A 26,154-nucleotide genomic window follows, 5' to 3' on the forward strand; every position below is an offset into this window, starting at 1 on the left:
TGCGGGGCGATGTTTCACGTGAAACATCGCCCCGCACGCCGTACGGCTGCCCCGATCAGTCCGTGCCGACGTGCCGGGGCCGGTGGGCATCGATGGGTCAGTTCGTGCCGATGCGCGCCAGCAGATCCACGATGCGGGCCTGGACCTCCGGGCTCGTCGAGCGCTCCGCGAGGAACAGGACCGTCTCGCCGGAGGCCAGACGTGGCAGCTCCGCCTCGTCGACGGCGGCGGTGTAGACGACGAGGGGGGTCCGGTTCAACTGGCCGTTGGCGCGCAGCCAGTCGACGATCCCGGCCCGGCGCCTGCGCACCTGGAGCAGGTCCATCACCACGAGGTTCGGCCGCATCTGGGCGGCCAGCGTGACGGCGTCCGCATCGGAGGCGGCTCGCGCCACCTGCATGCCCCGCCGTTCCAGGGTCGCGGTCAGGGCCAGCGCGATCTCCGCATGCTCCTCGATGAGCAGGACGCGCGGCGGGTGCTGCTCGGAGTCACGCGGCGCGAGGGCCTTCAGCAGTACGGCGGGATCGGCGCCGTACGCCGCGTCCCGCGAGGCCTGCCCGAGGCCGGCCGTGACGAGCACCGGAACCTCGGCGGCGACGGCCGCCTGGCGCAGGGACTGCAGTGCCGTCCGCGTGATCGGACCGGTGAGCGGGTCGACGAAGAGCGCGGCCGGGAAGGCGGCGATCTGCGCGTCGACCTCCTCGCGCGAGTTGACGATGACGGGCCGATAGCCGCGATCGCTCAGCGCCTGCTGGGTGGTGACGTCGGGCGCGGGCCAGACGAGCAGACGCCGCGGATTGTCCAACGGCTCCGGGGGCAGTTCGTCGTCCATCGGCTGAGGCTGCGGCTGGTCGGACACCTCCACGGCGCCACCGGGACCGTCGAGCGGCTCAGGACCCTCGTCGGCGTTCTCGTCCGGTGCTCCTATGGCGTACGAGCGGCCGGCACCCTCGGTGGCCACGCCCGGACGTGCCTGGCCGGCGAGGGACGGCTGCGCCGGTACGGGAGCGGACCCGGGCGCGGGAGTGGGGGCGGCACCGGGAACGGGAACGGGGGTCTGCGGGCCCGGCTGGACCTGTCCACGCTGCGGGTGCGGGCGCGCCGTGGCGTCTTGGCGCACGGTGGGCTCGGGCGGGGTGCCCAGCTTGCGGCGCCGGCCGGAACCGCCGGACTGGTGCGGCGGCGGCGTGGCCCCCGGCTGCGGCTGACGTGTGAACGGCACGCCCTGACCGAGCGTGCGCACGCTGATCGCACGCCCCTGGGTCGAGTTGGGGTCGACGGGGGCGGCGGGGACGGCGGACTCGGCTGGCAGCGGCTGCGCGACTCGGGCCTGCGCGGGCTGCTGCGGGGACGTGACCTGTAGGTCCTGCGCGGGCTGCTGCTGGGGCTGCTGGGGTTGCTCGGGCGGCAGAGGGGTGCCGGAGCCCGGCGTGTGCTGAGCACCCGGCCAGACCTGCGGGACGGACGGATCCGGCGAGGGCAGCGAGGTGGGTGCGGCCGGCGGGGTGCCGGTCCGGCGTCGGCCGGCCTGGTCCTGGGGCGCTGTCGCGGTCGGGGAGTCCGCCGGTACGGGAGGTGTGACCGGTGTCGTCGATGTGGCCGGTGTCGTCGATGTGGCCGGTACGGCGTGGTCCGGGGCCTGGACGTCGACCGGCGGATCACCGGCGACCTGGGCGCTGCCGGCAGGAGCGGCCGGTGCGGGCATGGGCTGAGTGCCCTCGGTCATTCCCTGCGCGGGCGCGGGCGTGGGCTGCGGCGCCGGGACGGGTTGCCCGGCGGGAACCGGACCAGGAGCAGGGATCTCCTGACCGGGAACCGCGGGAACCTGGGCCATGCCTCCCGGCGCCGCGGTCGCGTGCGTCGCGGCGCCCTGCACAGGCTGGGCGGGAGCGCCGTGGGCCGTGATTCCCCGGGCCGGCGTCATCATCGCCTCGTCCTGCTCCGCGGCAGCTCGGGCCCGGCGGCGACCCGGCGCAGCGGATACGGGGTGCGGCTGCGGCGGCGTGTGGACGTCGGCCGGATCGTGCAGGGCCGCGTCATGGCGCCCGCCGTCGTCGGCCTGCCCGGCCCCGGTCCCGGTCGCACCCGTACCGGCACCCGTACTGGCGCTGGTACCGGCACCCGTACCGGCACCCGTATTGGTCCCCGAGCCGACAGCTGTGCCGGCCCCAGGACCCGCATGCGCGGGCACGGGCCCGCTGCCGACGGCCTGGCCGGGAGCGGCAGGACTCATGGCGAGCCCGGGGGTCATGGCGGCGCCCGGAGCCATCACGGCACCCGGTACCGTGGCGGCGGCATGCGCCGGTGCAGCCGCCGGAGGCATGCCGGTTCCGCCGGCCGGCGCGGCCGGCGGAACGGCGGACGTACCAGGGCCGTCAGGCCCGGTGACTGCACCTGCCACCGGCCCGGTGGCAGCCGTCCGCACTCCCGCGTCCGTGCCTGTGCCCGTGTCCGTGGCTTCGTACGGGGAGTCGGCCGTCCGATCGGCCTCCGCGGGCGGCAGCGCGAAAACGGTGCGGCCGGCCGCCTGCTGCGCGGCAGCGCGCTCCTCGGCGTTGGCCAGGGCCCGGCGGCGTCGTCCGGTCGGCTGGGGCGATGTCGCGGAGGCCGTGGCAGCGGCGTCCGGCGTGCTCGCCGGCGCGGGCAGGGCGGGCGGCAGCGCGTGCTGCTCGCCACCGTGACGCGCGCGCCGCCCACCGGGCGCGGGCACGCCCTGCGGAGGCACCGTCTCGCCCAGCCCGCTGGCCGGGGCTCCGGCCGCGTGCTCGGCGGCGGTGACGACCGCGCCCTCGGCGACACCCTGGGCGCCGCTCTCCACAGGACTCGGCCGCCCTCGGCGCCGTCCCGTACCACCGGCGTCACCGGAGCCGCTGGAAGCACCCTCACCGGCCGCACCGACACCACCGTCGTCGGCACCACCCTGACCGGTACCAGAAAGACCAGCAACGGGGCCCTCGCCCCGGCCCGGACCTGCCGGATCCACCGGACCTGCCGGATCCACCGGACTCGCCGGATCCACCGGACCCGCCGGTCCCCCGGTGCCTGGCGGAACCGGCGCGACCGGCGCCGCTTCCCCGTCCGCCGACTCCGCACGCCGCCTGCGCCGCCCGGTCGGCGCCGCGGCCGCCGCAGCGGTGGCGCCCTCCGGTCCCGCGACCTCGCTCTCCAGGAACGCGTCCACCGACGACCGCCGGGCCCGTCGCCGCCCGCCACCGGAGGTCTGCCCCGGCACCTGCTCGGGCAGAGCGCCCTCAGCACCCACCACACCGACGGCACCGACCACACCAGCAGCACCGACCGCACCGGTGGCACCACCGTCCGCACGGACTCCCGTACCGGCCTCGGCAGCGCTCCCCTCGGCGACCGGGACGACACCGGCCGAGGGCTGCCGCCGGCCGGCGTCCGTGCCGGCACCGCCGCCGAGCGGTACCTCCAGTACGTACGCGCTGCCGCTCATCCCCGGCACCTCGTGCGTCTGCAGCACACCACCGTGCGCCCGTACGATCCCGCGCACGATCGGCTGGTGCACCGGGTCTCCCCCGGTGTACGGGCCGCGTACCTCGATGCGGACGACCTCGCCGCGCTGCGCGGCCGCCACGACGACCGTGTTGTCCATGTAGCCGCCGACCGAGACGGGCGAGTTGCCCGTGGCGTCGACCCCCGCCACGTCGGCGATGAGATGGGCGAGCGCGGCCGCGAGCCGTCGCTGGTCGACCACGGCTTCGATGGGCGGGGCGTGCACGGCGAACTGCACCCGCCCCGGGCCGATCAGCTCGACGGCCCCGTCGACACCGGCCGCCACGACCGCGTCGAGCATCACTGCCGTCCGTACGAGGTCGTCCTCGCCGACGTCGAGACGCTGGTAGCCGAGGACGTTGTCGACGAGCGTGGTGATGCGCGAGTAGCCGGCGGCCAGGTGGTGCAGGACCTGGTTGGCCTCGGGCCACAGCTGGCCCGCGTCGTCGGCGGCGAGCTTGCCGAGCTCGACGCGGAGCTGTTCGAGCGGGCCGCGCAGGGAGTGCCCGAGCACGGCGAAGAGCTGCTCGTGCCGGGCGGCCAGCGCCTCGTAACGGTCCTTCTCCCGCTCGCCGAGCGCCGCGTACCGCTCGTCGCCCGCCGCGAGCTCCTCGGCGTGCCGCTCACGCAACTCGTCGAGCTCCGCGGCGTGCTGCTTCCGCAGCTCCTCGAGCTCCTCGGCGTGCTCTGCCCGGACCCGCTCCAGCTCCTCGGTGCGCCGGTCGACCTCGGCCTTCTTCTCCTCGACGAGCGTGTCGAACGGCCGCCGGTCGGTGAAGGTCATGACGGCGCCGACGAGCTGGTCACCGTCGCGCACGGGCGCGGTGGTCAGGTCGACCGGCACCTTGTCGCCGCCCTTGGACCACAGCACCTGCCCGCGCACCCGGTGCTTGCGCCCGGAGCGCAGGGTGTCGGCGAGGGGCGATTCCGCGTACGGGAACGGAGAACCGTCGTCCCGGGAGTGCAGCACGAGGGTGTGCAGCTCCCGGCCGCCGAGGTCGCTGGCGCGGTAGCCCAGTATCTGGGCGGCGGCCGGGTTGACCAGCACGATGCGCCCGTCGGTGTCCGTGCCCACCACGCCCTCGGAGGCGGCACGCAGGATCATCTCCGTCTGCCGTTGCGAACGCGCGAGTTCCGCCTCGGTGTCCACGGTGCCCGAGAGGTCGCGCACGACCAGCATGAGCAGCTCGTCACCGGTGTAGCCGTAACTGTCGTACGCCTGCTGCCCGTTCTCGAGATTCGCGCTTGTGACCTCGACGGGGAACTCACTGCCGTCGGTGCGCCGGGCCACCATGCGGGTCGGCTTGGTCCGCCCCCGCGGATCGATCGAGTTCGGCCGCCGCATCGAGCCGGGGATGAGCCGCGAGTCGAACTCGGGCAGCAGATCGAGCAACCCGCGCCCGACCAACGCGGTCCCGGGGGCCTCGAAGGCCTCCAGGGCGATGGTGTTCGCGTTGACGACGGTCCCGTTGGCGTTGACCAGAACCAACGCATCGGGAAGCGCGTCGAGTATGGCTGCGAGGCGAGCAGCGCCTCGGGATGGCCTGCTGCTCACGAGACGCTTCCTCCCTGTTACCGCACCTTGCCGACCGCTAGGCCATCTTGCCAACCGGCCCGCAGCGTGTCACGCGAGGGAGTCTACGGGCAGTGGTTGCGCTCGCGACGCCGGATGAGAGGCAGGTCGCACGCGGATCTCTCCGCGGATGGGACCGGCGTGCGATGTCCCCGGGACGTCATACGACGTCCCGGTGAAGGTGAATCCACGACTCCGCCCCTGTGACCGCGCATTTCGCTCCGCGGGAGGCGCCGAAGGCTGTGAGGACCGCAGGTGGTTGAGGTGCGGGGGGCGGGATGCGGCTCCCGTGGGTGATGGGTGCGGGACGGTGCCGGACGGGTGGGTGACTGGGGGGCCGTCGGTTGCCGCGCCCTTTCTGCCCCTCCCGGCTCTTCAGCCGTGGACGGCGGGCAGTACGGGCACGAGTGCGTCCCAGCGCGCGATCTCGCACCCGTCCCTGCGGTCGAAGTGGGCGTCCACGGTGCGGCCGGTCCAGGTGCCGGTGATGTGTGCGGTGGCCGGCCCGCCGTACTGCATCGTGCACATGGTTCCGGGCGGTACGGGCGTGAAGGGGCTTCTGCCCCAGGTGGTGTTCCGGTCGAGCCGGGCGCACGCACCGTGCCCGTCCGGGTGGGTGCCACCGGCGGGATGGCACTCCAGCTCGTACGTACCGTCGGCGTCGCCCGTGCCCTGGACGGTGACGGTCAGCCGGTCCTCCGTGACGGGCATGGGCAACGGCATCGCCCTGACGCCGCCCTGGGCGCTGGCCGCCGGAGGTGCCGAGACCAGGGCGGTGACCACGGTCAGCGAGGCGGCGGCACTGAGGAGGAGCCGTCGGAGGGGGGCGTGGGGACGCGGGCCGACGGAGTGGTGGTGCGAGGAGGAAGCCGGTGCGGAGAGCGGAACCGGCGACGGGCAAGAGACCTTCAACATGACCTGACTAACGTGAGGCCGTGCAAGCGGTTGCGCCCTGTCTCCGCGGGGCCCTCCTCGCATGGGGATCCGGAGGACCGCCGCCGGGCGGCTTTCCTGGATGCCCTGACCCGGAATACGGCTTTGCCCTGCGGGCTCTCCGCCTAGTACCGTGGGGGTCGATTGGTGACACGCCGCTCGGCTGTGTCATCATCTGCACGCACCACTCGCGCTCGCGCGGGAGGTTGTGCTGGAGGCGTCGCCTAGTCCGGTCTATGGCGCCGCACTGCTAATGCGGTTTGGGCCTTAAAGCCCATCGAGGGTTCAAATCCCTCCGCCTCCGCGCTCGATCCCGAAGCCCCGGTCGTTCTCGATCGGGGCTTCGGCCGTTTCACCGGCTGTTCCGTCGGCTGTTCCGTCGGCTGTCCGTCGGCTGTCCGTCGGCTCTTCCGTCCCGGTCGGAAGGGCGAGTGTTCGACCTCCACGGGCCGCCGGGCGCTTCCTCCACGACCGGCCGGCCTTTTCGGCCGTCCGTTCCGGATCTCGCGGCCGTGCCGCCGGCCCCGGACGCTCCCCTCCAGCTCGCCCACAGATCCGTCGCCTCCACGTTTCCGCAGGTCAGGAGGGGTGTGGGAATCGGATTTCGTCTCACGGCGACAGTCATGTAATGTTGTTCCCGCAACGCCGACCGGGCCGAAAAGCCGGGAAGGAAGAGCAACGACAACAGAACACACAAGCACTCGTAGCTTAACGGATAGAGCATCTGACTACGGATCAGAAGGTTGCAGGTTCGAATCCTGCCGAGTGCACACAGATGAGAGGCCCCGGAGTGATCCGGGGCCTCTCGCGTTTCAGGGCTGTACAGCAGTGAAGTACAGCAACCGGGTCGAGGCCGGAGCTTTGGCCCGGCTCATGGATAGGGTGTCCGCGCATATCGCACGACGACCGGGGGGTCGAAGCTTCCGTGCGATGCGGGAGGGGCACTCATGAGAAGCAAGATCGTCGGGGCGGGGGCTGCAGCCCTGGTGCTGGCTGTACTCACAGGATGTGGGACCCGAGCGACACAAGATCAACTCTCATCCGAAGAGCTGCAGGGCCGGTGGTGGACGTGGGCATCAGCGGAACCTGAGCTGACGAACCCGGTCGCCGATCGGGACGGCAGCGCATGCGAGCGGAACCAGCCGCGGGACGTGTGGTTCCTGGCCGGCACATTCGGTACTCAGGTCGAGCGCGCTTGCAGCATCCCTGACGGGGTGCCCCTTGCCTTTCCGCTCGTGAACAGGATCGGTTCATCGGCGGACTGCGCGGACTTCATGAGAGCAGCCAAGGGATCCGCCGTGCTGGACGGCAAGGAAGTCGACGCGGACGCCCATCAAGCAGAGAGGATCGAGATCCGAAGCGGTGTCGACAACCCCGTCACAGGCACGGACGGGTACTTCACCACTACCGGGTGCGGGCTGTGGGTGCAACTGCCCGCACTGGAGGCCGGAGAGCACACGCTGAAGGTTCGCGGTGAGTCGGGCGACCTCTCGGTCGGCGTGGACTACACCCTGACAGTGGACGCAGCCTAGGCCTTCCGCGGTCGGCAGCACGAAGGGGCCCCGAGTGCGGGGCCCCTTAACGTGAGTGCGAGCTGTGGGCTGCTCAGCCGGTACCGCCCATCGCGTCCGACAGCTTGCCGATCGCGGCCCGCACCTCTTCCTCGCTCGCCTCGGCGTAGACCTCCATGTCATGGCGATCTGCGAGTGCCGCAGGATGCGCTGTGCCACCTTCGGATGCACCTTCAAGGCCACCAGGAGCGAGCTGCACGTGTGCCGGGTGGTCCGGAGCGGGATCACCCGGAGCCCGGCCCGACGAGCCCGCAGGGCGAACATGCGGGTCATGTTGCCCGGCTCGATCGGCGTGCCGTACTTCGTGGTGAACACCAGGTCGTGGCTGTTCTGCCAGAGCTCTCCGGCGGCCTTCCGGTCCCCGATCTGCTGGGCACGGCGCATCCGCAGTGCCTTGAGGCAGAGTGCCGGCAGGGGGAGGAAGTCGTCGGACTCCTCGGTCTTGGTCTCCCGGTGCAGGATCTGACGCCCGGCGCGCTGGATCTGATGATCCACGTACAGCTCGCCCCGCTCGAAGTCGACAGCGCCAAGTGATCTTGTTACGAGTTTCTCTACCTCATCGAGTTTCTCTACCTCATCAAGCCCCGGCTGCGCCGACGCGCGCCCACGAGTGGATAGGGCCTTAAGGCCATGAGGCGAGCACCGCACGAACGCGGCCGCGGTCAAAGACGGTGCCTCCGGCGGGGGATCGGCCGGCACCGGGATGGAGGGGGCGCCGTCGCCGAGTGCGGGCACGATGTGGCGTGCGCGGGGAGCTCCCATCCTGTCCACCGCCGACCCAGGCAGAGCCGAGCAGACGCGGCCCAGGGCGTCCAGGTCGTACGTACAGTGGCGCGCTCCACCTGGACGCCCTGAACCACGCCCGCTCCACGGTGTGTGGGTCGACGGCGGACGGGATGGGAGCTGGGGTGAGTGGTGGGCTTAGGTGGGGTTCTCGTCGAGCACCAACATGATGTGCTCATGCTCTCCATACCGGACCGTCTCGGTACGCCGGAAGCCATGCTTCTCTAGCAGGCGCACCGAACCGGTGTTCCCGACAAAGGGATCGGCATACAGGGGACGGGCCTTCTCCCGTTCCAGGAACAGCGCCAGCGCCCGCGTACCGATCCCCCGCCCCCAGTGCTGCCTGCCAAGCCAGTACCCGATGAAGCGCCGCCCCTCGTCCCACCAGGCCACCGCATTACCCGCCAGCTCCCCATCGACGGTGACGGCCTGCACAAAGACAGTAGGGTCCCCAAGGACCTTCGTCGCCCAGTGAGTCATGAAGGCTTCCCGTTCCCGGGGCGGGAAGTTCGACCGCTGCACGGCCTCAGGATCATGCTCCTGTGCGAAGAACTCCTCCAGATCAGCCGGTACAACGTCCCTTAAACGCACCTGACCACTCATGCCAACGGAGTCTGCCACCAGCCACTGACACTCACTCCCCGAAGGCCGATGGCTTCCGACCTGCCGTAGGAACAGCCGTGCCCCAGTCGTGCCCGATCGAGCGGGGAACGCCGGGGAACGACGGGCACTCACGGACAGCACGCAGCACGAAAGCCCCTGACCGTTCTTCCTGGTCAGGGGCCTTCAACGTGCGCGGTGGGTGCGGGATTTGAACCCACGGTGACTCGCGCCACGACGGTTTTCAAGATTGTGCGCAGCTTGGCTCGGTCAGTAAGACGCCACCGGCCGCGCATTAGCCTGCATGCCATGGACACCCCCGCCGGGCATGACGGCTCTCTGTCTGACCAGGAGTTTGACCAGTTCCGTGAGTTGCTGCGCCGGTACTGCGCGCACGAACTCGACCAGTGGGAGAGCTTGCAGACCGAGACGCCTTACGGTCCTGTGTACGTGCTCTTCACGCGCTCACTGCCCCCCGATACGGCCCCTGAGGCATACAGGACGTTCTGATCCATCCGTGTGCGGTACAGCAGCGAAGTACAGCAACCCCAGCAACCGACCCCGTCCGGTAGCGCCCCTCCGTGGCCATGGCGCGGCCGGTACGACCATTCGCGACCGATCCACATAGAGCTACGGATCAGAAGGTTGCAGGTTCGAATCCTGCCGAGTGCACACAGACGAGAGGCCCCGGAGAGGTCCGGGGCTTCTCGCCTTTCGGGTCGGACAGCAGCGATGCGCTGCGTCACCTCTGGTGCACCTTCAACGCCACCATGAGCGAGTTGCATGTGTGCCTGGGTGGTCCTCCGGAACGGGATCACCCGGAGTCCGGCGCGACGGGCCCGCGGGGCGGACACGCGGGTCGTGCTGCCCGGATCGATAGGCCTGCCGTACTTGCCACTGCCCTTCCGGGATATGCCGCGTACGGGGCTCGTTACACACTCCGGCGCATAAGACTCGACCAGGGGCTTGTCGACGCGGCAGTGGAACTCATGGACCGGCGCTGGCCCACGGGTGAACCTGGCGGGGCAGCCACTGTGCGGCTCGCCGACGGTGGCATCCTGACCAGCGTCGGCCTCGACAACATGCATGGCTCGGTCACGCTCTGCCAGGAGACCGGGGCGTTCATACAGGCCTACACCCAGGACCGAACCGTGACCGCCTCCGTCTGCGTCTGCCGTGACATGGAGCGCGGCAGGGTTCTGATCCTGCCGCCCTGTGGCATCTGCCAGGAAAGGCTCGCGCTCTGGGGCCGTCCGTCGAGGTCGCCGTCCCGCGGGAGGACGACCCGACCCGTTGGGAGGCGCGCACCCTCGCGGAGGTGAACCCCTACTACTGGGGCCCGCAGTTCGCCGACGGACCGTGGCCTTCGCAGGCGCAGCACTCCGAGTGACCACACCTCGCGTCCTGGCAGTGCCCCGTCCTACGGGGTGAATGTCCGGACATGGGCTCGTAGGCTGGTTGTATGACGCGGTTGATCGTCGCATCAGGAGGCGGGGGAGATGCCGTCGCCTCAGCCATGCTGCACACCGCCCTCCACCGCGACGCGAGCCCGGCGGTGATCCTCACGTACGCGTGGGACCGGCTGCTGATCGACCCGGCGGTGGGCCCCCGAGCCGCGGACGACTTCACCGGACTGCAGCAGATCACACCGGCCGTCCGGACCGTGCCGGCCGGCGCCCGGCCGGTCCCGCCGGGGGGCTCGACCCTGCCCCGGCTGGCGGCGGAACTTCCGCACACCTTCGCCCTGCTCGACCCGCACCACGGGGTCGAGGGCGTCACGCGTCAGGTCGAGGAGCTGGTGACCCGACTCGCGCCGGTCTCGGTCGACGTCCTGGACGTGGGCGGCGACATCCTGGCCCGAGGCGACGAGCCGGCCCTGCGGAGTCCGCTCGCCGATGCCGTCACCCTGGCCGCGTGCTGCCAGGTGAACGCGCCCGTCCGGCTCCTGGTGGCCGGTCCGGGCCTGGACGGTGAGCTTTCGCTCGACGAACTGCGCGAGGTGCTCGGACCTGTCGTCCACACCTTCACGCCGCAGGACGTGGAACCCGTCGCCCCGGTGCTGGAGTGGCACCCGTCCGAGGCCGCCGGGATGCTCGCGGCCACGGCGCGAGGTGTACGAGGCACCTGTGAGGTACGGGACGCGGGCCTGCCGGTACCGCTCACGGACGACGGCCCGAAGGTGTGCGAGGTAGGTCTCGACGAGGCGCTGAGCCGCAACCGCTTGGCTCGCGCGATCATGACGACCGCGACTCTGGACGAGGTCGAGGCGCACAGCCGGGCCATCTGCGGTCGTTCGGAGATCGACCACGAGCGCGAGAAGGCGGCGAGGACCGGCCGGCGGCCGGGGGCACGGCAGCCGGCCGCGGAGCTGGACCCGGAGGCTGTCGGGGCCGCGCTCGACCGGTACGAGGCCGGGGCCGGGGCGCGCGGCGTCAGCCATACGACGTTCCGGCACCTCACCGAGGCACTGGGCGTCGATGACCGCCGGCGTCATGAGCTGCGTGACCTGCTGATCGACAGCCGACCGGAGCAGTACGACGCGCCGCTTTGGCGTGTCGCTCCTGCGGCCTGATGCGCCGCGCGTCCGGCCTGCCGCGTGCCCGGCGGTTCGCGGGTCATGGGGCCGTGGGCCGCCGAGCGGTGTTCTCGCTGGTCACGCTGCGTTGTCAGTGGTGGGGCCTAGTCTCGTGAGGGATGGCACAGGTGGCGTGGAGATGTGCGGGGCTGCGGTGGGGTGACGCGGAGCCCGTGCTGATGTGGGAAGGGGGGCGGAGAAGCGCTCTGCCGCGGGGGAAGAGGGTCGCCTTCGGGGTGCTGAGGGAGGGGACGCGGACGTGTGTCGGTGCGCGGGGGCACGGCTGTCCGGCACGGGCCGAGGTGTCGGGTCGGAGCACCGGCGCGCGATGTGACGAGTGCGCGCGACTGGACCGGGCGCATTCGGTGGCCGCTGACACCGTCGCGGACGATCCGCAGCCGTATCACGTGTACCTCGCGTGGTTCGGGCCCGGGATGGTGAAGGTGGGGATCACCGCGGTCGGGCGCGGGTCCGCCCGGTTGCTGGAGCAGGGGGCCGTCTGCTTCAGCTGGCTGGGGCGCGGGCCGCTGATGGCAGCGCGGCGGGCGGAGGAGGTGCTGCGGGCCGCGCTGCGGGTTCCGGACCGTATTCCGTACGCCGACAAGCGGGCCGTACGGGCCGCCTTGCCGGGGCCTGGCGAGCGGGGTGCGGAACTGGTCGGACTGCATACGCGGGCGGTGGCGCTCGACGGCTGGCCGGAGTCGTTGGAGCGGATGCCGTGCCGACTGGTCGATCACTCCGAGGTGTTCGGGCTGGCCGCCCTCCCGAGCGTCGACGGGGTGGTCAGCGAACTGGTCGCGGGCGGGGCCGTGGGCGGCGAGGTGCTCGCGGTCGCCGGGCCCGACCTGCACCTGGCCACCGCGCGCGGGGCCGTCGTTCTCGACACGCGGCTGATGACCGGGTGGGAACTGACCGCGCTCGGCGGGGCCGGTCGGGGCGACGAGGGAGTACTCACCGTGCCCGTACGTGAGGTGAAGGGAAGCCCAGGGGTTCAGGAAGGGCTTTTCTGAGGGTGAGTAAAGAAAGCGATCCCTTTGGGATCCCGTTCGGAAAGGTGGTGGACGCTGGGTCGAGGTGGAGCAGACAGTGGGCGACATGAGCGATCACCTCATTGCCCCTGCCGAAGCCGGCAGTACGGAGCTGGAAGGCGCGGCCGAACTCGTGATCGAGCCCGCGGCCGACCCCACGGCCGAGCCGCAGGCCACGGCCACCCCCATGCCCGTGTCCCTGCCCGTTCCCGTTCCCGTGCCCGCTTATGAACCTCCGTACTACGCCGTCGTCTTCACCTCCACGCGCACGTCTGACCAGAGCGGGTACGGCGAGACCTCCGAGCGGATGGAGGAGCTGGTGGCGGAGGTGCCCGGGTTCCTGGGGATGGATCACGCGCGGACGCCGGGTGGGCTGTCCATCACCGTGGGGTACTTCCGGGACGCGCAGGCGATCGAGAAGTGGCGGGCCGACGCCGAGCATCGTGCGGCGCAGCGGCGGGGACGTGCCGAGTGGTACGAGCGCTACACACTGCACGTCGCCAGGGTCGAGCGCAGCCACAGCTTCGAGCGGGTCCGGGGGAACGAGTGAGCCCGGGAGACCGAGTGAGCCCGGGGGAGGGCAAGGGCGGGGACACGGAAGGTGTGCGGCGGTTCTGGCGGCGGCTCGGGCTGGGGGACGAGTGGCTGCGGGCGGTCTGCCACGACAACGGGGCACGGCTCTTCGGGCTGCCGGGGACCTGACGGAGGCCGGACGTTCCAGAGGAGTTGCGGGATCTTCCCAGGAGTTGCGGGACGTTCCCAGGAGTTGCGGGACGTTCCCAGGAGTTGCCTGAGAGCCGCCTGTGGGTTTCTCAGGCAAATCACAGGTTCCGGAAAGAGCGTTCTCAGAGGGGGGCGCCAGGGTGGGCACCATGACCACGACCTCGCCCCAGGGGCGCACCGAACTGCTGAGGCCGGACGGGAGCCCCGTCCGAGTGCTTGTGGTGGACGACGAGCTGTCGATCACCGAGTTGCTGTCCATGGCCCTCCGTTACGAGGGCTGGCAGATCCGCAGCGCGGGGGACGGGCAGGGCGCGATCCAGACGGCGCGCGAGTTCCGGCCCGACGCCGTCGTGCTCGACATGATGCTGCCGGACATGGACGGGCTGACCGTCCTCGGCCGGCTGCGGCGTGAGCTGCCCGACGTGCCCGTGCTCTTCCTGACCGCCAAGGACGCGGTCGAGGACCGTATCGCGGGCCTGACGGCCGGCGGCGACGACTACGTGACGAAGCCGTTCAGCCTGGAGGAGGTCGTCGCGCGGCTGCGCGGGCTGATCCGCCGGTCCGGTGCCGCGGACCGGCGCTCCGACTCCGTGCTGGTCGTCGGCGACCTCATGCTCGACGAGGACAGCCACGAGGTGTCGCGGGGCGGGGACAACATCCACCTCACCGCGACCGAGTTCGAGCTGCTGCGGTTCCTGATGCGTAATCCGCGGCGCGTGCTGAGCAAGGCGCAGATCCTCGACCGTGTGTGGTCGTACGACTTCGGAGGGCAGGCCAATGTGGTCGAGCTCTATATCTCGTATCTGCGGCGGAAGATCGACGCGGGGCGGGAGCCGATGATCCACACCCGGCGCGGCGCCGGTTACCTGATCAAGCCCGCGGTGGCCCCGGTCTCATGAGCGGGCGACGACAGCCGCGTACGCAGAGGAAGCGAGCAGCTAAGCCGCGCACGCTGCGGACGCGGCTCGTCGTCGCGTCCGTCGCGCTGATCGCGGTGGTGTGCGCGGTGATCGGTACGGTGACGACCCTCGCGCTGCAGTCGCATCTGAACGAGCAGCTGAACGAGAAGCTGAGGGAGGTCGCGACGCGCGCGTCCGGGCAGTTCGCGCCGCCCGGAGGCAAGCCGGAGGACGGGAGCCCGAAGCCCGACGGCAAGTCGGTGGACATCACCGAGTTCGTCACCCGCGGCCCGCAGCCCAGCTACACCATCGCGGCGAAGGTGGAGGACGGGGCCGTCACCGACGCCCGGTACGGCAAGAAGTCCGATCTCTCCGCCCTCTTCGAGATGAGCGCCAAGACGCTCAGCGACGCCCAGATCGCCGCGCTCGCCGCCGTCCCCCGGGACCTCCAGGAGCACACCGTCGACATCCCCGGTCTCGGCGAGTACCGCGCCGTGTACGCGGCCGGCCCCAACGGCGACTACTACGTGGCCATCCCGACCACGGACGTCAGCAACACCATCAACACCCTCATCATCGTCGAGGCGAGCGTCACCGGCGCCGGCCTCGTCGCCGCCGGTATCGCGGGCTGGATCCTCGTCGGCGTCGCCACGCGTCCCCTGCGCAGGGTCGCCGCCACCGCCACCCGCGTCTCCGAGCTGCCGCTGCACTCCGGCGAGGTCACCCTCAACGAGCGTGTCCCCGAGTCCGAGACCGATCCGCACACGGAGGTCGGGCGGGTCGGCGCGGCCCTCAACCGCATGCTCGACCATGTGCACGGGGCGCTGCACGCGCGGCAGCAGAGCGAGATGCGGGTACGGCAGTTCGTCGCCGACGCGAGCCATGAGCTGCGTACGCCGCTGGCCTCGATCCGCGGCTACGCCGAGCTCACCCGGCGCGGCCGGGAGGTGATCGGCCCCGACACGCGGCACGCGCTCACCCGCATCGAGTCCGAGTCCGGACGGATGACGCTGCTGGTGGAGGACCTGCTGCTGCTCGCGCGGCTGGACGCGGGGCGGCCCCTGCAGTTCGAGCACACGGATCTCGTCCCGCTCGTCGTGGACACCGTCAGCGACGCACGGGCGGCCGGCCGCGACCACAGCTGGCGGCTGGACCTGCCCGACGAACCCGCGCTGGTCGCGGCCGACGCGGCCCGGCTGCAACAGGTCCTCGTCAATCTGCTCGCCAACGCGCGCACGCACACACCCCCCGGTACGACCGTGACCGCGCGGGTGCGGCGGAGCGGGCCCTGGATGTGCGTGGACGTCGAGGACAACGGCCAGGGCATCCCGCCCGAGCTGCTCCCGCACGTCTTCGAACGGTTCGCGCGCGGCGACTCCACGCGTTCCCGCGCCACCGGGTCGACCGGTCTCGGGCTGGCCATCGTGCAGGCCGTCGCCACCGCGCACGGCGGTGCCGTGACCGTCGACAGCGTGCCCGGACGGACGGTGTTCACGGTGTACCTGCCCGCGCTGCCGACCCACTCCGTTCATCTCGCGTTCGACTCGGCAACGAACCGGCCATCGGACTCACAGGCACAGCACAGGGTCACCACAAGGGCGCAACAGCGGGTCTGACGACAGTCGTTGTCATGCGAACCGACTCTTCTCCCGGCTCTCTGCCGGCGCGGGAGCACCTCCCGGCCGGACACGCCGCGACGCCTGTCCTGGACGTAGTGATCCCCGTCTACAACGAGGAGAAGGATCTCCGGCCGTGCGTCGTCCGGCTGCACGAGCACCTCGCGCGTACCTTCCCGTACGCGTTCCGCATCACGATCGCGGACAACGCGTCCACGGACACCACACCCCAGGTGGCCGCGCGGCTGGAGGCGGAGATCCCGGAGGTCACCTCCTTCCGGCTGGAGCAGAAGGGGCGCGGGCGGGCGCTCAGGACGGTGTGGTCCGCGTCCGACGCGCCCGTCCTCGCCTACATGGACGTGGACCTGTCCACCGACCTCAACGCGCTGCTGCCGCTGGTGGCGCCGCTGATCTCCGGTCACTCCGACCTGGCGATCGGCTCCCGGCTCGCCCGTACGTCCCGTGTGGTGCGCGGCCCCAAGCGTGAGTTCATCAGCCGCACGTACAACCTGATCCTGCGGGGCTCGCTGCAGGCCCGCTTCTCCGACGCCCAGTGCGGTTTCAAGGCGATACGCCGGGACGTCGCCCAGGTGCTGCTGCCGCTGGTGGAGGACACCGGCTGGTTCTTCGACACGGAGATGCTGGTCCTCGCGGAGCGGGCCGGCCTGCGGATCCACGAGGTGCCGGTGGACTGGGTCGACGACCCGGACTCGACCGTGCACATCGTGAGGACCGCGACCGACGACCTCAAGGGCGTGTGGCGGGTCGGCAAGGCCCTGGCCACCGGTTCGCTGCCGCTGGACCGGCTCGCCCGGCCGTTCGGGGACGACCCGCGCGACCGCGAGATCAAGGACGTACCGCGCGGCCTCGCCCGCCAGCTCGTCGGTTTCTGTGTCGTCGGCGTGCTGTCGACGCTCTTCTACCTGCTGCTCTACACCGGCTTCCGTACGTTCACGGGGTCGCAGCCGGCCAACGCGCTCGCCCTGCTCGTCTCGGCGGTCGCGAACACGGCGGCCAACCGGCGCCTCACCTTCGGCGTCCGCGGCCGGGACCGTGCCGTACGGCACCAGGCGCAGGGTCTGGTGGTGTTCGGCATCGGTCTGGTGCTCACCAGCGGTTCGCTCGCCGCGCTGAACGCGGCGTCGAGCAGCCCCGCGCACTCCACGGAGCTGACGGTGCTCATCGCCGCCAACCTCGCGGCGACGGTGCTGCGGTTCCTGCTCTTCCGGGCCTGGGTGTTCCCGGAGCGGCGTGACGACGGCGCCACGCATCCGTACGTCCCCGGTCCGTACGACACGCATGCGTACACCCCTGGCCCGTACGACACGAATCCGTACGCCACGACCACCACGACCGCCACGACCCAGTTCCGCGCCGGTGACGTCGCGGACCGCATCTGGGGGGACGCCACCACTCGGCTGCGGCCGGTGCGTCCGCACGACGACCACGATTCCCACGATCCGAGGAACGCGCGATGACGACCCAGTACGACGCGACGCACCAGGGGGGTGCGAGTCCCGCCTGGGGCCCACCGCCCGTCCCGCCCGTCCCGCCCGTAGCGGGCGTCGGTGAGCCGAAGCAGCCCTTCGTGCGCCGCCTGTGGCGGGGTCGGCCCGAGGACCCGAGCTGGGTGCGCCCCGCGTTCCTGCTGACCCTGCTGGCGATCGGGGCCCTCTACACCTGGAACCTCACGGCCTCCGGGTACGCCAACTCCTTCTACTCCGCGGCCGTGCAGGCCGGCAGCCAGTCCTGGAAGGCGTTCTTCTTCGGCTCGCTGGACGCGGCCAGCGCCATCACCGTCGACAAGCCGCCGGCCTCCCTCTGGCCGATGGCGCTGTCGGTCCGGCTGCTCGGCCTGAACTCCTTCGCGATCCTGTTCCCGCAGGTCCTGATGGCCGTCGCCACGGCCGGCGTGCTCTGGGCGTCCGTACGGCGCCGGTTCGGCGCGGGGGCCGGCTTCCTCACCCTGGCGGCCTTCGCGCTGACCCCGGTCGCCGCGCTGATGTTCCGCTTCAACAACCCGGACGCCGCCCTCGCACTGCTGATGGCGACCGCGGTGTACTGCACGCTGCGCGCGCTGGAGAAGGCACGGACGACGTGGCTGGTGTGGGCGGGTGCCGCGATCGGGCTCGCCTTCCTGGTGAAGACCCTCCAGGCCTTCCTGATCCTGCCGGTCCTCGCCCTGGTGTACGTCGTCCTCGCGCCGACGACGCTGAAGAAGCGCATCGGTCAGGTACTGCTCGCCGGGCTCGCCATGGTCGTCGCGGGCGGCTGGTGGGTCGCGATCGTCGAGCTGTGGCCGGCGTCCTCCCGCCCCTACATCGGCGGCTCGCAGAACAACTCCTTCCTCGAGCTGACCTTCGGCTACAACGGCCTCGGCCGCATCAACGGCGAGGAGACGGGCAGCGTCGGCGGTGGCGGCGGCAACGGCGGTGGCGGCTGGGGCGAGACCGGCTGGGACCGCATGTTCGGTTCCAGCATCGGCGGCCAGATCTCCTGGCTGATCCCGGCGGCGCTGATCCTGCTCGTGGCCGCGCTGGTGCTGCTGCGGAAGTGCGGGCGGACCGACACGGCCCGCGCCGGGTTCCTGCTCTGGGGCGGCTCGCTGCTGATCACCATGGTGATCTTCAGCTTTATGCAGGGCATCTTCCACGAGTACTACACCGTGGCCCTCGCCCCCTACATCGCACCGCTGATCGGCATGGGCGCCGCCCTGCTGTGGCGGGAGCGCGACAGGGCCTGGGTGCCGCTGACGCTGGCCGGTGCCGTGACGGCGACCGCTGTCTGGGGCTACGTCCTGCTCAACCGGTCCTCCGACTACGTGCCCTGGGTGAAGTGGACCGTGCTGGTCGGCGGTCTGGTCGCCGCGCTGGGCCTGATCTTCGTCGCGAAGCTCGGTCGCCGGCTGGTCCTCGCCGTCGCGGGGCTGGGTGTCGTCGCCTCGCTCGCCGGCCCGACGGCGTACACCCTCACCACCCTGAACGAGGGCCACAGCGGCTCGATCGTCACGGCCGGTCCGACGGTCTCGGGCGGCCGCGGCGGCCCCGGCGGCGGGGGCGGGCCCGGCGGTGGCGGTGGTGGCGGCTTCCCCGGTGGTGGACAGGGCCAGCAGGGGCAGCAGAACGGTCAGATGGGCCAGCCCCCGACGGGCGGCTTCCCGGGCGGCGGCCAGAACCAGCAGGGTCAGGGCCAGCAGGGACAGCAGGGTCAGGGCCAGCAGAACGGCCCCGGCGGCATGACCGGCGAAGGCGGCATGGGCGGCGGCATGGGCGGCCTGCTCAACGGCTCCGACGTCAGCGACGAAGCCAAGGAACTGCTGGAGAAGAATGCTGAGCACTACACCTGGGCAGCCGCGGCCATCGGCGCCCAGAACGCGGCCAGCTACCAGCTCTCCACCGGCGAGCCCGTGATGGCGATCGGCGGCTTCAACGGCACCGACCCGTCCCCGACGCTGGCCCAGTTCAAGAAGTACGTGGAGGACGGCAGGATCCACTACTTCATCGCCGGCGGCATGGGCGGCGGGGGCATGGGAGGCGACAGCAACACCTCCTCCCAGATCAGCGAGTGGGTCCAGGAGAACTTCAAGGAGGTCACGGTGGGCGGTTCCACCTTCTACGACCTGACCCAGCCGACGAACGGGAGCAGCGACAACAACAGCGACAGCTGAGCAGCCCGCCACTGTCCTTCCGTACGGCGTACAAGGAGCCCGGTACGAGCCCCTTGTACGCCGTACAGGCGTGCCCTTACGGTGTATAGCGCCCGTCCCATACACCGTACAAGGGCAGGAGGCCGCCCCATGACGGCGACGACGACCGCCGACACCCCGACCGCCCCACAGGGACATCCCCGACGCTGGCTGATCCTCGGAGTCATCTGCCTCGCCCAGCTCACGGTGGTGCTGGACAACACCGTGCTGAACGTGGCGATCCCCTCCCTCACCGAGGAACTGGACGCGACCACCTCCGACATCCAGTGGATGATCAACGCGTACTCGCTCGTGCAGTCCGGTCTGCTGCTCACCGCCGGTTCGGCCGCCGACCGGTACGGCCGCAAGAAGATGCTGGCCGCGGGCCTGGCCCTGTTCGGCATCGGCTCCCTGGTCGCCGTGCTCGCCGGGTCCACTAGCCAGTTGATCGCCGCGCGGGCGGGTATGGGCATCGGCGGCGCGCTGCTGCTCACCACCACCCTCGCGGTGGCGATGCAGATCTTCACGCCCGACGAGCATCCCAAGGCCATCGGCATCTGGAGCGCGGTCAACGCGCTCGGCTTCGCCACCGGTCCCCTGATCGGCGGTTTCATGATCGACCACTTCTGGTGGGGTGCGATCTTCCTGATCAATCTGCCGGTGGTGGCGCTGGGCCTGGTCGCCGTGGTCTCGCTCGTCCCCGAGACGAAGAATCCCCAGGGCGACCGCCCCGACCTCCTCGGCGCGCTGCTGTCGACCATCGGCATGGCCGCGCTCGTGTTCGCGATCATCTCCGGGCCCGAGCACGGGTGGGCGTCCGGGCGCGTCCTCATGACCGCGGCCGTGGCCGTCGCGGTGCTGGCCCTCTTCGCGTACTGGGAGAGCCGGGCCCCGTACCCCATGCTCGACCTGCATTTCTTCCGGAACCGGAAGTTCACGGGTGCGGTCACGGGCGCCGTGCTGATCGCCTTCGGGATGAGCGGTGCGCTGTACCTGCTGACGCAGCACCTGCAGTTCGTGCTCGGGTACGGCGCGCTGGAGGCCGGGCTGCGCACGGCCCCGCTGGCACTCGTCGTCGTCGCGCTGAACTTCTCGGGGCTGTCGGCGAAGTGGCTGGCCCGGCTGGGCATGCCGGGCTCCATCGCGCTGGGCATGGTGCTGATGTCCGGCGGACTCGTGTCGATCGCGTCACTGACGGAGCACGGGTACGGCGGCACGCTGCTCGGGCTGCTGCTCATCGGCGCGGGCGCCGCGATCGCCAATCCGGCCATGGCGCACGCCATCATGAGCGCGATCCCGCGCGAGAAGGCGGGCGTGGGCGCCGGGATCAACGGCACCCTCGCGGAGTTCGGCAACGGGCTGGGGGTGGCCGTGCTGGGCGCGGTCCTCACCTCCCGTTTCGCGGCGCTGGTCCCGGTGGCGGCCACCTCCCTGCCGGCGGCGCTGGCCGCGGCGGACTCGGCGGAGGAGCGGGAGCGCGTCACGGACGCGTTCTCCTCCGGGCTGGAGACGAGTCAGCTGATGGGCGCGGCGGCCGTGCTGCTGGGCGGGCTGCTGGCGGCGGCGTTGCTGCGGCGGGCGGAACGGGCCGGGGACGGCCGCCCCGGCGACGGCCCTGCCGCGGGCCCGGATTCTCCGGTGGGCGTTTCGGGGTAGGGGCCCGCATAGCATCGACGGGGTGAGTCGTGGTTCCGAGGAAGGTGCGCCATGGTGAGGGCAGCCGACCGGGCGAAACGTCCGGCGCGGGCCAGCGTCTGGCTGGCGGACAAGGCGCGGGCCGAGCGCGGCGGGCAGCCGTCGGGGCTCGACCGGGAGCGGATCACCGCGACGGCGGTACGGCTGCTGGACGCGGAGGGGCTGGCGAAGTTCTCCATGCGGAGGCTGGCCGCCGAGCTGAGCGTCACCGCGATGTCGGTCTACTGGTACGTCGACACCAAGGACGACCTGCTGGAACTGGCACTGGACCGGGTGCTCGGCGAGATCGGGGAACCGGAGAGGGTGCCCGACGAGGACTGGCGGGACGAGATGCGGGCGCTCGCGGCGCGGTACCGCGGCGTACTGGTGCGCCACCCCTGGGTGTCGCCGCTCCAGGGCACGTTCCTCAACATCGGGCCGAACGCGCTGCACTTCTCGACGGCCGTGCAGCAGGTGGTCGGGCGGGCCGGGCTGCCGACGAGCGTGCAGGCCGGGGCGATGGCGGCGGTCTTCCAGTTCGTGTACGGATTCGGCACGAACGAGGGCCACTTCATCGAGCGCTGTGCGGCGGCCGGGGTGAGTCAGGACGAGTACTTCAGCGACGCCATGACGGCGGTGACGCGGTCGCCGCTGGCCACCGGCGTGATCGAGGGGTCGAAGACCCTCATGGAGGCCCGCGGGGGCGACACGGTGGCGGAGATGTTCGAGCGGGACTTCACCATGGCGCTGGACATCCTGATCGCCGGCATCGAGGCCATGGTGGCCCGGCCGGCATGAGCCGTACGAGCCGCACAACTCGTACGACCCATACGGCCCGTACGACTCATGCGGCTCGTACGACCCCGCTCAGTCCTGTGACGCCAGCCGCGCCGGGAATCCCCCCGTCGCCACCGGCCCCCACCGCGTGGGCGTGACACGGATGATCGACTTGCCCTGCCGGAGCATGGCCTCGCGGTACTCGTCCCAGTCCGGGTGCTCACCGGCGATGTTGCGGTAGTACTCGACGAGCGGTTCGACGGAGTCCGGGGAGTCGACGACCTCGGCCGTGCCGTCGATCTGGACCCAGGGGCCGTTCCACTCGTCGCTGAGGACGATCAGGCTTACGCGGTCGTCGCGCTTGGCGTTGCGGGTCTTGGCGCGCTCCGGGTAGGTGGAGACGACGATGCGGCCGGAGTCGTCCACGCCGCAGGTCAGGGGCGAGCCCTGGGGGCTGCCGTCGACGCGGCGGGTGAGGAGGATCGCGCGGTGGCGGGGGCGTACGAAGTCGAGCAGCTCCGACAGGGACACGGGGGTGTTGGTCGCGATCTGGGGTGCCATGGGGGCAGGCTACGGGCTGTCGCGGCCGTCAGGGTGTCCCTGTGAGGGTCACCGTGAGGATTTCCCCCCTGTCGCGCGCTGTCAGGCCGCCGGCAGCGACTCGCCCTGGACCGCCTGGATGTCCAGCTCCACCTTCAGGGTCGTACCGACGGCGGCGATGCCCGCCTGGAGGACCTGGTTGTACTTGATGGCGAAGTCGTCGCGGCGCAGCTCGGCGGTGGCATGGAAGGCGGCGCGGACGGCGCCGTAGGAGTCCGGGCCGGTGCCGAGGTAGGCCAGGCTGAGGTCGACGGGGCGGGCGACGCCGTTGAGGGTCAGCTCGCCGTGGACGGTCCAGCGGTCGGTGCCGGACGCCGTGAGACCCGAGGACCTGTAGATGATCTGCGGGTGGTTCCCGGCGTCGAGGAAGTCGCCCGACCGGAGGTGGTCGTCGCGCATACGGTTGCCCGTGTCGATGGAGGACGCGGTGATGACCGCCTCGACGCGGGACCTGGCCACGTCGTCGGGGGCGATCTCGATCCGGCCGGCGAACTCGTCGAAGCGGCCGCGGATGCTGGCGAAGCCCAGGTGCTGGGCGACCGCCGTGACGGAGGAGTGGACCGGGTCGATGGTCCAGGGACCGGGCGGGGGCAGCTCGGTGCCGCCCTGGCGGGTCAGGGTGACGGCGCCGATGTCGGCGCGGCCGCTCGCCGTGACGAAGGCGGTGACGGCGGAGGGGTCGTAACCGACCGCGGTCACGATGGCGGTGTAGGGGCCGGGGGCCAGCGGCAGCGCGTCCTGGACGACGCCCTCCTCGTCGGCCTCGGTCCGCAGCACCTGGGTGCCGGACATGTCGATCAGGGTGACGACCGCGTGTGACACGGCCCATCCGTCACGGGTACGGATCTTCGCGGTCAGAGACATGGTGGCGCAGCTCCTTGTGCGTGGTGCCGAAGGGGGCCCGGATGTGGGCCCGGAACGGGGCCGGGGATGTGGCCCCGGAAGTGGGCCGGGACGGTGGTACGTGGCCGGGGAACAGGCCGGAAGTGGAACCGGCCCGTGGAGCGCGCGTCCGCTCTGCACGCGCTCCACGGGCCGGGGTCGGTCACTCGCCGGGGTGGGCGAGTTCGATGTCGTGGTCGTCGACGCCGCGGCCGTTGACCGTCAGCGACGTCGCGACCGGCGGGTAACCCGTGGCGATGACGGTGTACTCGCCGCCGTCCAGGTCACTGAAGGCGTACGCCCCGTCCGTGCCGGTCCGGGCCGTGCCGACCACGTTGCCCGCCGCGTCGACGAGCGTCACGCGGGCGTCGGCCAGCGGGCCCTGCGGCGCCCGCACGACGCCCTGGACCTGGGCGCCGGAGTCGAGGTCGACCTCGACCCGGGTGATACCGGTGCCGCCCACCTCGACGGGCAGGGCGCGCGGCCGGTACCCGGCGGCGTTCACCGCGACGGTCACCGTCCCCGGCACCAGCTCGGCGAAGGAGAAGTCACCCTGCTCACCGGTGCCCTGGGTGGCCAGCAGATCACCGCGCACATCGGTCACGACGACCATGGCGTCCTTGACCGGCAGCCCGGTCTCCACGGCCCGCACCAGACCGGTGAGGCCGCTGGTGCCGCTGAGCAGGATGTCGTACGACACCGGCTCGTCGTTCACGACGATCGTCGAGGCCTGCGGCTGGTAGCCGTCGGCGGAGGCGATCAGGACGTACGATCCCGCGCTCGGCGCGTCGATGCCGTACGAGCCGTCGCCCTGCGCGACCGACCGGCCCAGCTGACGGCCCGCGAGGGAGATCAGCGTGACGGCGGCCTGCGGGACGGGCGCGCTCTCGGCGCCGCGGACGAAGCCGCGCACCGGGATACCGCCGGAGGACGGCTGCTCGAACGTGGCGGCCGGGGCCGCCGTGGCGACGGCGGCGAGCCGCTGCGTGCCCTCGGGACCGGTCCCGGCGACGGAGGCCGCCACCCCGGCGGGAACCGGCTCGGGAGCCGTGCCGGCCTGCGTGGTGGCCTCGGCCGGAGCCGGGGCGGCCGCGGGAGCGGTCTCGGCCGAGGCCTCGGCGGCCTGGGCCAGGGCGCCGCTGGTGCGCAGCGGGACCTCCTTGATGAACAGCGTCACGATGAAGGCCAGGAAGGCGATCGGCGCGACGTACAGGAAGATGTCGGCGATGCCGTGCCCGTAGGCGCTCTCCAGCCACTCGCGGATGCCCGGGGGCAGCAGGTCCATGTCCGGGATCGAGCTGCCGCCGGCGGCCTGCGCGGCGGCCTGCTGCTCCTGCGGGCTCAGCGAGCCGATGGTGTCCGAGGCGTAGTGGCTGATCCGGGTGGACATCACGGAGCCGAGCACCGAGACGCCCACCGCACCGCCGAGGGACCGGAAGAAGGTGACGACGGAGGACGCGGCACCCAGGTCGTTCGGGGCCACCTGGTTCTGCGTGCAGAGGACAAGGTTCTGCATCATCATGCCGACGCCGAGGCCCATCAGCGCCATGAAGATCGCGATGTGCCAGTACGGGGTGTCGTACCGCATGGTCGACAGCAGGCCGAGACCCGCGGTCAGCAGCACGCCGCCGGCCAGCAGCCACGCCTTCCACTTACCGGTCTTGGTGATGATCTGGCCGGAGACCGTGGACGAGACGAACAGGCCGCCGATCATCGGGATGGTCATGACGCCGGACATGGTCGGCGACTTGTCCCGGGCGAGCTGGAAGTACTGGCTGAAGTAGACGGTGCCCGCGAACATCGCGGTACCGACGAACAGCGAGGCGAGCGACGCCAGGGTGATGGTGCGGTTCTTGAACAGGCGCAGCGGGATGATCGGCTCGCTGGCCTTGGTCTCGACGAAGCAGAAGATCAGCGCGAGCAGGATCGCGCCGCCGACCATGACGCCGGTCTGCCAGGACATCCAGTCGTACTTGTCGTCGGCGAAGGTGACCCAGATCAGCAGCAGGCAGACGGCCGCGGTGACGAAGAAGGCACCGATCCAGTCGACCTTGACCTTGCGCTTGACCACCGGCAGGTGCAGCGTCTTCTGGAGCACGATCAGGGCGATCACCGCGAACGGCACGCCGACGTAGAGGCACCAGCGCCAGCCGAGCCAGCTGGTGTCGGTGATGACACCGCCGAGCAGCGGGCCGCCGACGGTCGCGACGGCAAAGGTCGCGCCCAGGTAGCCGGAGTAACGGCCGCGCTCACGCGGGGAGATCATCGCGGCCATGATGATCTGGGCCAGGGCGGACAGACCGCCGGCGCCCAGACCCTGGATGACACGGGCACTGATCAGCATCGCCGGGTTCTGCGCGAGGCCCGCGACGATGGAGCCGACGACGTAGACGATCAGGGCTATCTGGACCAGGGCCTTCTTGCTGACCAGGTCCGCGAGCTTGCCCCACAGGGGGGTGGAGGCGGTCATCGCCAGCAGCGAGGCGGTGACGACCCAGGTGTAGGCGCTCTGGCCGCCACCGAGATCGTTGATGATCTCGGGGAGAGCGTTGGTGACGATCGTCGAGGACAGGATGGCGGCGAACATGCCGAGCAACAGCCCGGAGAGCGCCTCCATGATCTGCCGGTGCGTCATCGGAGCGCCGTCAGGGGCGGCGCCCCCTCGCTTGGCGTGAGCCCGCACACCGGCTGGTGTGGTCGTTGCCATGGGCTTCCTTTT

Annotated in this window: 18 protein-coding genes, 2 tRNA genes and 1 pseudogene; 14 read left to right on the forward strand and 7 right to left on the reverse strand. The window is 71.3% G+C overall.

The window, feature by feature from the left end; genetic code table 11:
- Positions 1–97 precede the first annotated feature (97 nt).
- A complete protein-coding gene (locus IE242_RS24725; protein WP_189862879.1) occupies positions 98–5,071 on the reverse strand; it encodes a hybrid sensor histidine kinase/response regulator in 4,974 nt (1,657 codons plus the stop codon).
- A 393-nt stretch (positions 5,072–5,464) separates the two neighbouring features.
- Entirely contained in the window at positions 5,465–6,004 is a 540-nt protein-coding gene (locus IE242_RS24730; RefSeq protein ID WP_189862880.1) for an SSI family serine proteinase inhibitor, read from the reverse strand.
- A gap of 231 nt (positions 6,005–6,235) precedes the next feature.
- Here IE242_RS24730 and IE242_RS24735 point away from each other — a divergent pair.
- The 3 genes from IE242_RS24735 (at position 6,236) to IE242_RS24745 (ending at position 7,554) form a co-directional block, all read left to right on the forward strand.
- Positions 6,236–6,326: transfer RNA gene (locus tag IE242_RS24735), tRNA-Ser, on the forward strand.
- Positions 6,327–6,719: 393 nt separating this feature from the next.
- Positions 6,720–6,792: transfer RNA gene (locus IE242_RS24740), tRNA-Arg, on the forward strand.
- 177 nt (positions 6,793–6,969) lie between these two features.
- Entirely contained in the window at positions 6,970–7,554 is a 585-nt protein-coding gene (locus IE242_RS24745) for a signal protein (protein ID WP_229859393.1), read from the forward strand.
- A gap of 73 nt (positions 7,555–7,627) precedes the next feature.
- Here IE242_RS24745 and IE242_RS38890 read toward each other — a convergent pair.
- A pseudogene (locus tag IE242_RS38890) lies at positions 7,628–8,118 on the reverse strand (tyrosine-type recombinase/integrase); the annotation flags it as partial.
- A gap of 396 nt (positions 8,119–8,514) precedes the next feature.
- Positions 8,515–8,979, reverse strand: a complete 465-nt coding sequence (locus IE242_RS24755) for a GNAT family N-acetyltransferase (RefSeq protein ID WP_189862881.1) — start codon at positions 8,977–8,979, stop codon at positions 8,515–8,517.
- A gap of 306 nt (positions 8,980–9,285) precedes the next feature.
- Here IE242_RS24755 and IE242_RS24760 point away from each other — a divergent pair, with 306 nt between their 5' ends.
- The 11 genes from IE242_RS24760 to IE242_RS24810 all read left to right on the forward strand — a co-directional run bounded on the left by IE242_RS24760 (position 9,286) and on the right by IE242_RS24810 (position 21,974).
- On the forward strand, positions 9,286–9,486 hold the full coding sequence (locus tag IE242_RS24760) for a hypothetical protein (RefSeq protein ID WP_189862882.1): 201 nt from the start codon (positions 9,286–9,288) through the stop codon (positions 9,484–9,486).
- A 952-nt stretch (positions 9,487–10,438) separates the two neighbouring features.
- Positions 10,439–11,548, forward strand: a complete 1,110-nt coding sequence (locus tag IE242_RS24765) for a DUF1152 domain-containing protein (protein WP_189862883.1) — start codon at positions 10,439–10,441, stop codon at positions 11,546–11,548.
- 122 nt (positions 11,549–11,670) lie between these two features.
- The gene (locus IE242_RS24770; protein WP_189862884.1) at positions 11,671–12,561 is read left to right on the forward strand and encodes a DUF2797 domain-containing protein; all 891 of its coding nucleotides are present in this window, start codon (positions 11,671–11,673) and stop codon (positions 12,559–12,561) included.
- A gap of 85 nt (positions 12,562–12,646) precedes the next feature.
- A complete protein-coding gene (locus IE242_RS24775) occupies positions 12,647–13,129 on the forward strand; it encodes an antibiotic biosynthesis monooxygenase family protein (protein ID WP_373299580.1) in 483 nt (160 codons plus the stop codon).
- A 14-nt stretch (positions 13,130–13,143) separates the two neighbouring features.
- On the forward strand, positions 13,144–13,281 hold the full coding sequence (locus IE242_RS24780; protein WP_189863087.1) for a hypothetical protein: 138 nt from the start codon (positions 13,144–13,146) through the stop codon (positions 13,279–13,281).
- 170 nt (positions 13,282–13,451) lie between these two features.
- Positions 13,452–14,201 carry a response regulator transcription factor gene (locus IE242_RS24785; RefSeq protein WP_189862886.1) on the forward strand — a complete coding sequence of 250 codons (750 nt, stop codon included), beginning with the start codon at positions 13,452–13,454 and terminating at the stop codon, positions 14,199–14,201.
- Positions 14,198–15,817 carry a sensor histidine kinase gene (locus IE242_RS24790; protein WP_189862888.1) on the forward strand — a complete coding sequence of 540 codons (1,620 nt, stop codon included), beginning with the start codon at positions 14,198–14,200 and terminating at the stop codon, positions 15,815–15,817. Before IE242_RS24785 ends, IE242_RS24790 begins: the two co-directional genes overlap by 4 nt.
- A 14-nt stretch (positions 15,818–15,831) precedes the next feature.
- Positions 15,832–17,295: a bifunctional glycosyltransferase family 2/GtrA family protein gene (locus IE242_RS24795; protein WP_189862890.1), complete on the forward strand. Its 1,464-nt coding sequence runs from the start codon at positions 15,832–15,834 to the stop codon at positions 17,293–17,295.
- Positions 17,292–19,484 carry an ArnT family glycosyltransferase gene (locus IE242_RS24800; protein WP_189862892.1) on the forward strand — a complete coding sequence of 731 codons (2,193 nt, stop codon included), beginning with the start codon at positions 17,292–17,294 and terminating at the stop codon, positions 19,482–19,484. The genes IE242_RS24795 and IE242_RS24800 overlap by 4 nt, the downstream gene beginning before the upstream one ends.
- 129 nt (positions 19,485–19,613) lie before the next feature.
- Complete coding sequence (locus IE242_RS24805; protein ID WP_189862894.1) at positions 19,614–21,158, forward strand: MFS transporter; 1,545 nt, start codon at positions 19,614–19,616, stop codon at positions 21,156–21,158.
- 51 nt (positions 21,159–21,209) lie between these two features.
- Positions 21,210–21,974 (forward strand): TetR/AcrR family transcriptional regulator, encoded by a 765-nt coding sequence (locus IE242_RS24810; protein WP_189862896.1) that lies wholly within the window; start codon positions 21,210–21,212, stop codon positions 21,972–21,974.
- A 69-nt stretch (positions 21,975–22,043) separates the two neighbouring features.
- Here IE242_RS24810 and IE242_RS24815 read toward each other — a convergent pair whose 3' ends face one another.
- The 3 genes from IE242_RS24815 to IE242_RS24825 all read right to left on the reverse strand — a co-directional run bounded on the left by IE242_RS24815 (position 22,044) and on the right by IE242_RS24825 (position 26,070).
- Entirely contained in the window at positions 22,044–22,514 is a 471-nt protein-coding gene (locus tag IE242_RS24815) for a PPOX class F420-dependent oxidoreductase (protein WP_189862898.1), read from the reverse strand.
- Positions 22,515–22,595: 81 nt separating this feature from the next.
- A complete protein-coding gene (locus IE242_RS24820) occupies positions 22,596–23,417 on the reverse strand; it encodes a YceI family protein (protein WP_189862900.1) in 822 nt (273 codons plus the stop codon).
- 181 nt (positions 23,418–23,598) lie between these two features.
- Entirely contained in the window at positions 23,599–26,070 is a 2,472-nt protein-coding gene (locus IE242_RS24825; protein ID WP_506417253.1) for an MFS transporter, read from the reverse strand.
- Between the last annotated feature and the right edge of the window lie 84 nt (positions 26,071–26,154).

This window comes from Streptomyces poonensis, from assembly GCF_014650915.1.
Lineage (GTDB): Bacteria > Actinomycetota > Actinomycetes > Streptomycetales > Streptomycetaceae > Streptomyces > Streptomyces poonensis.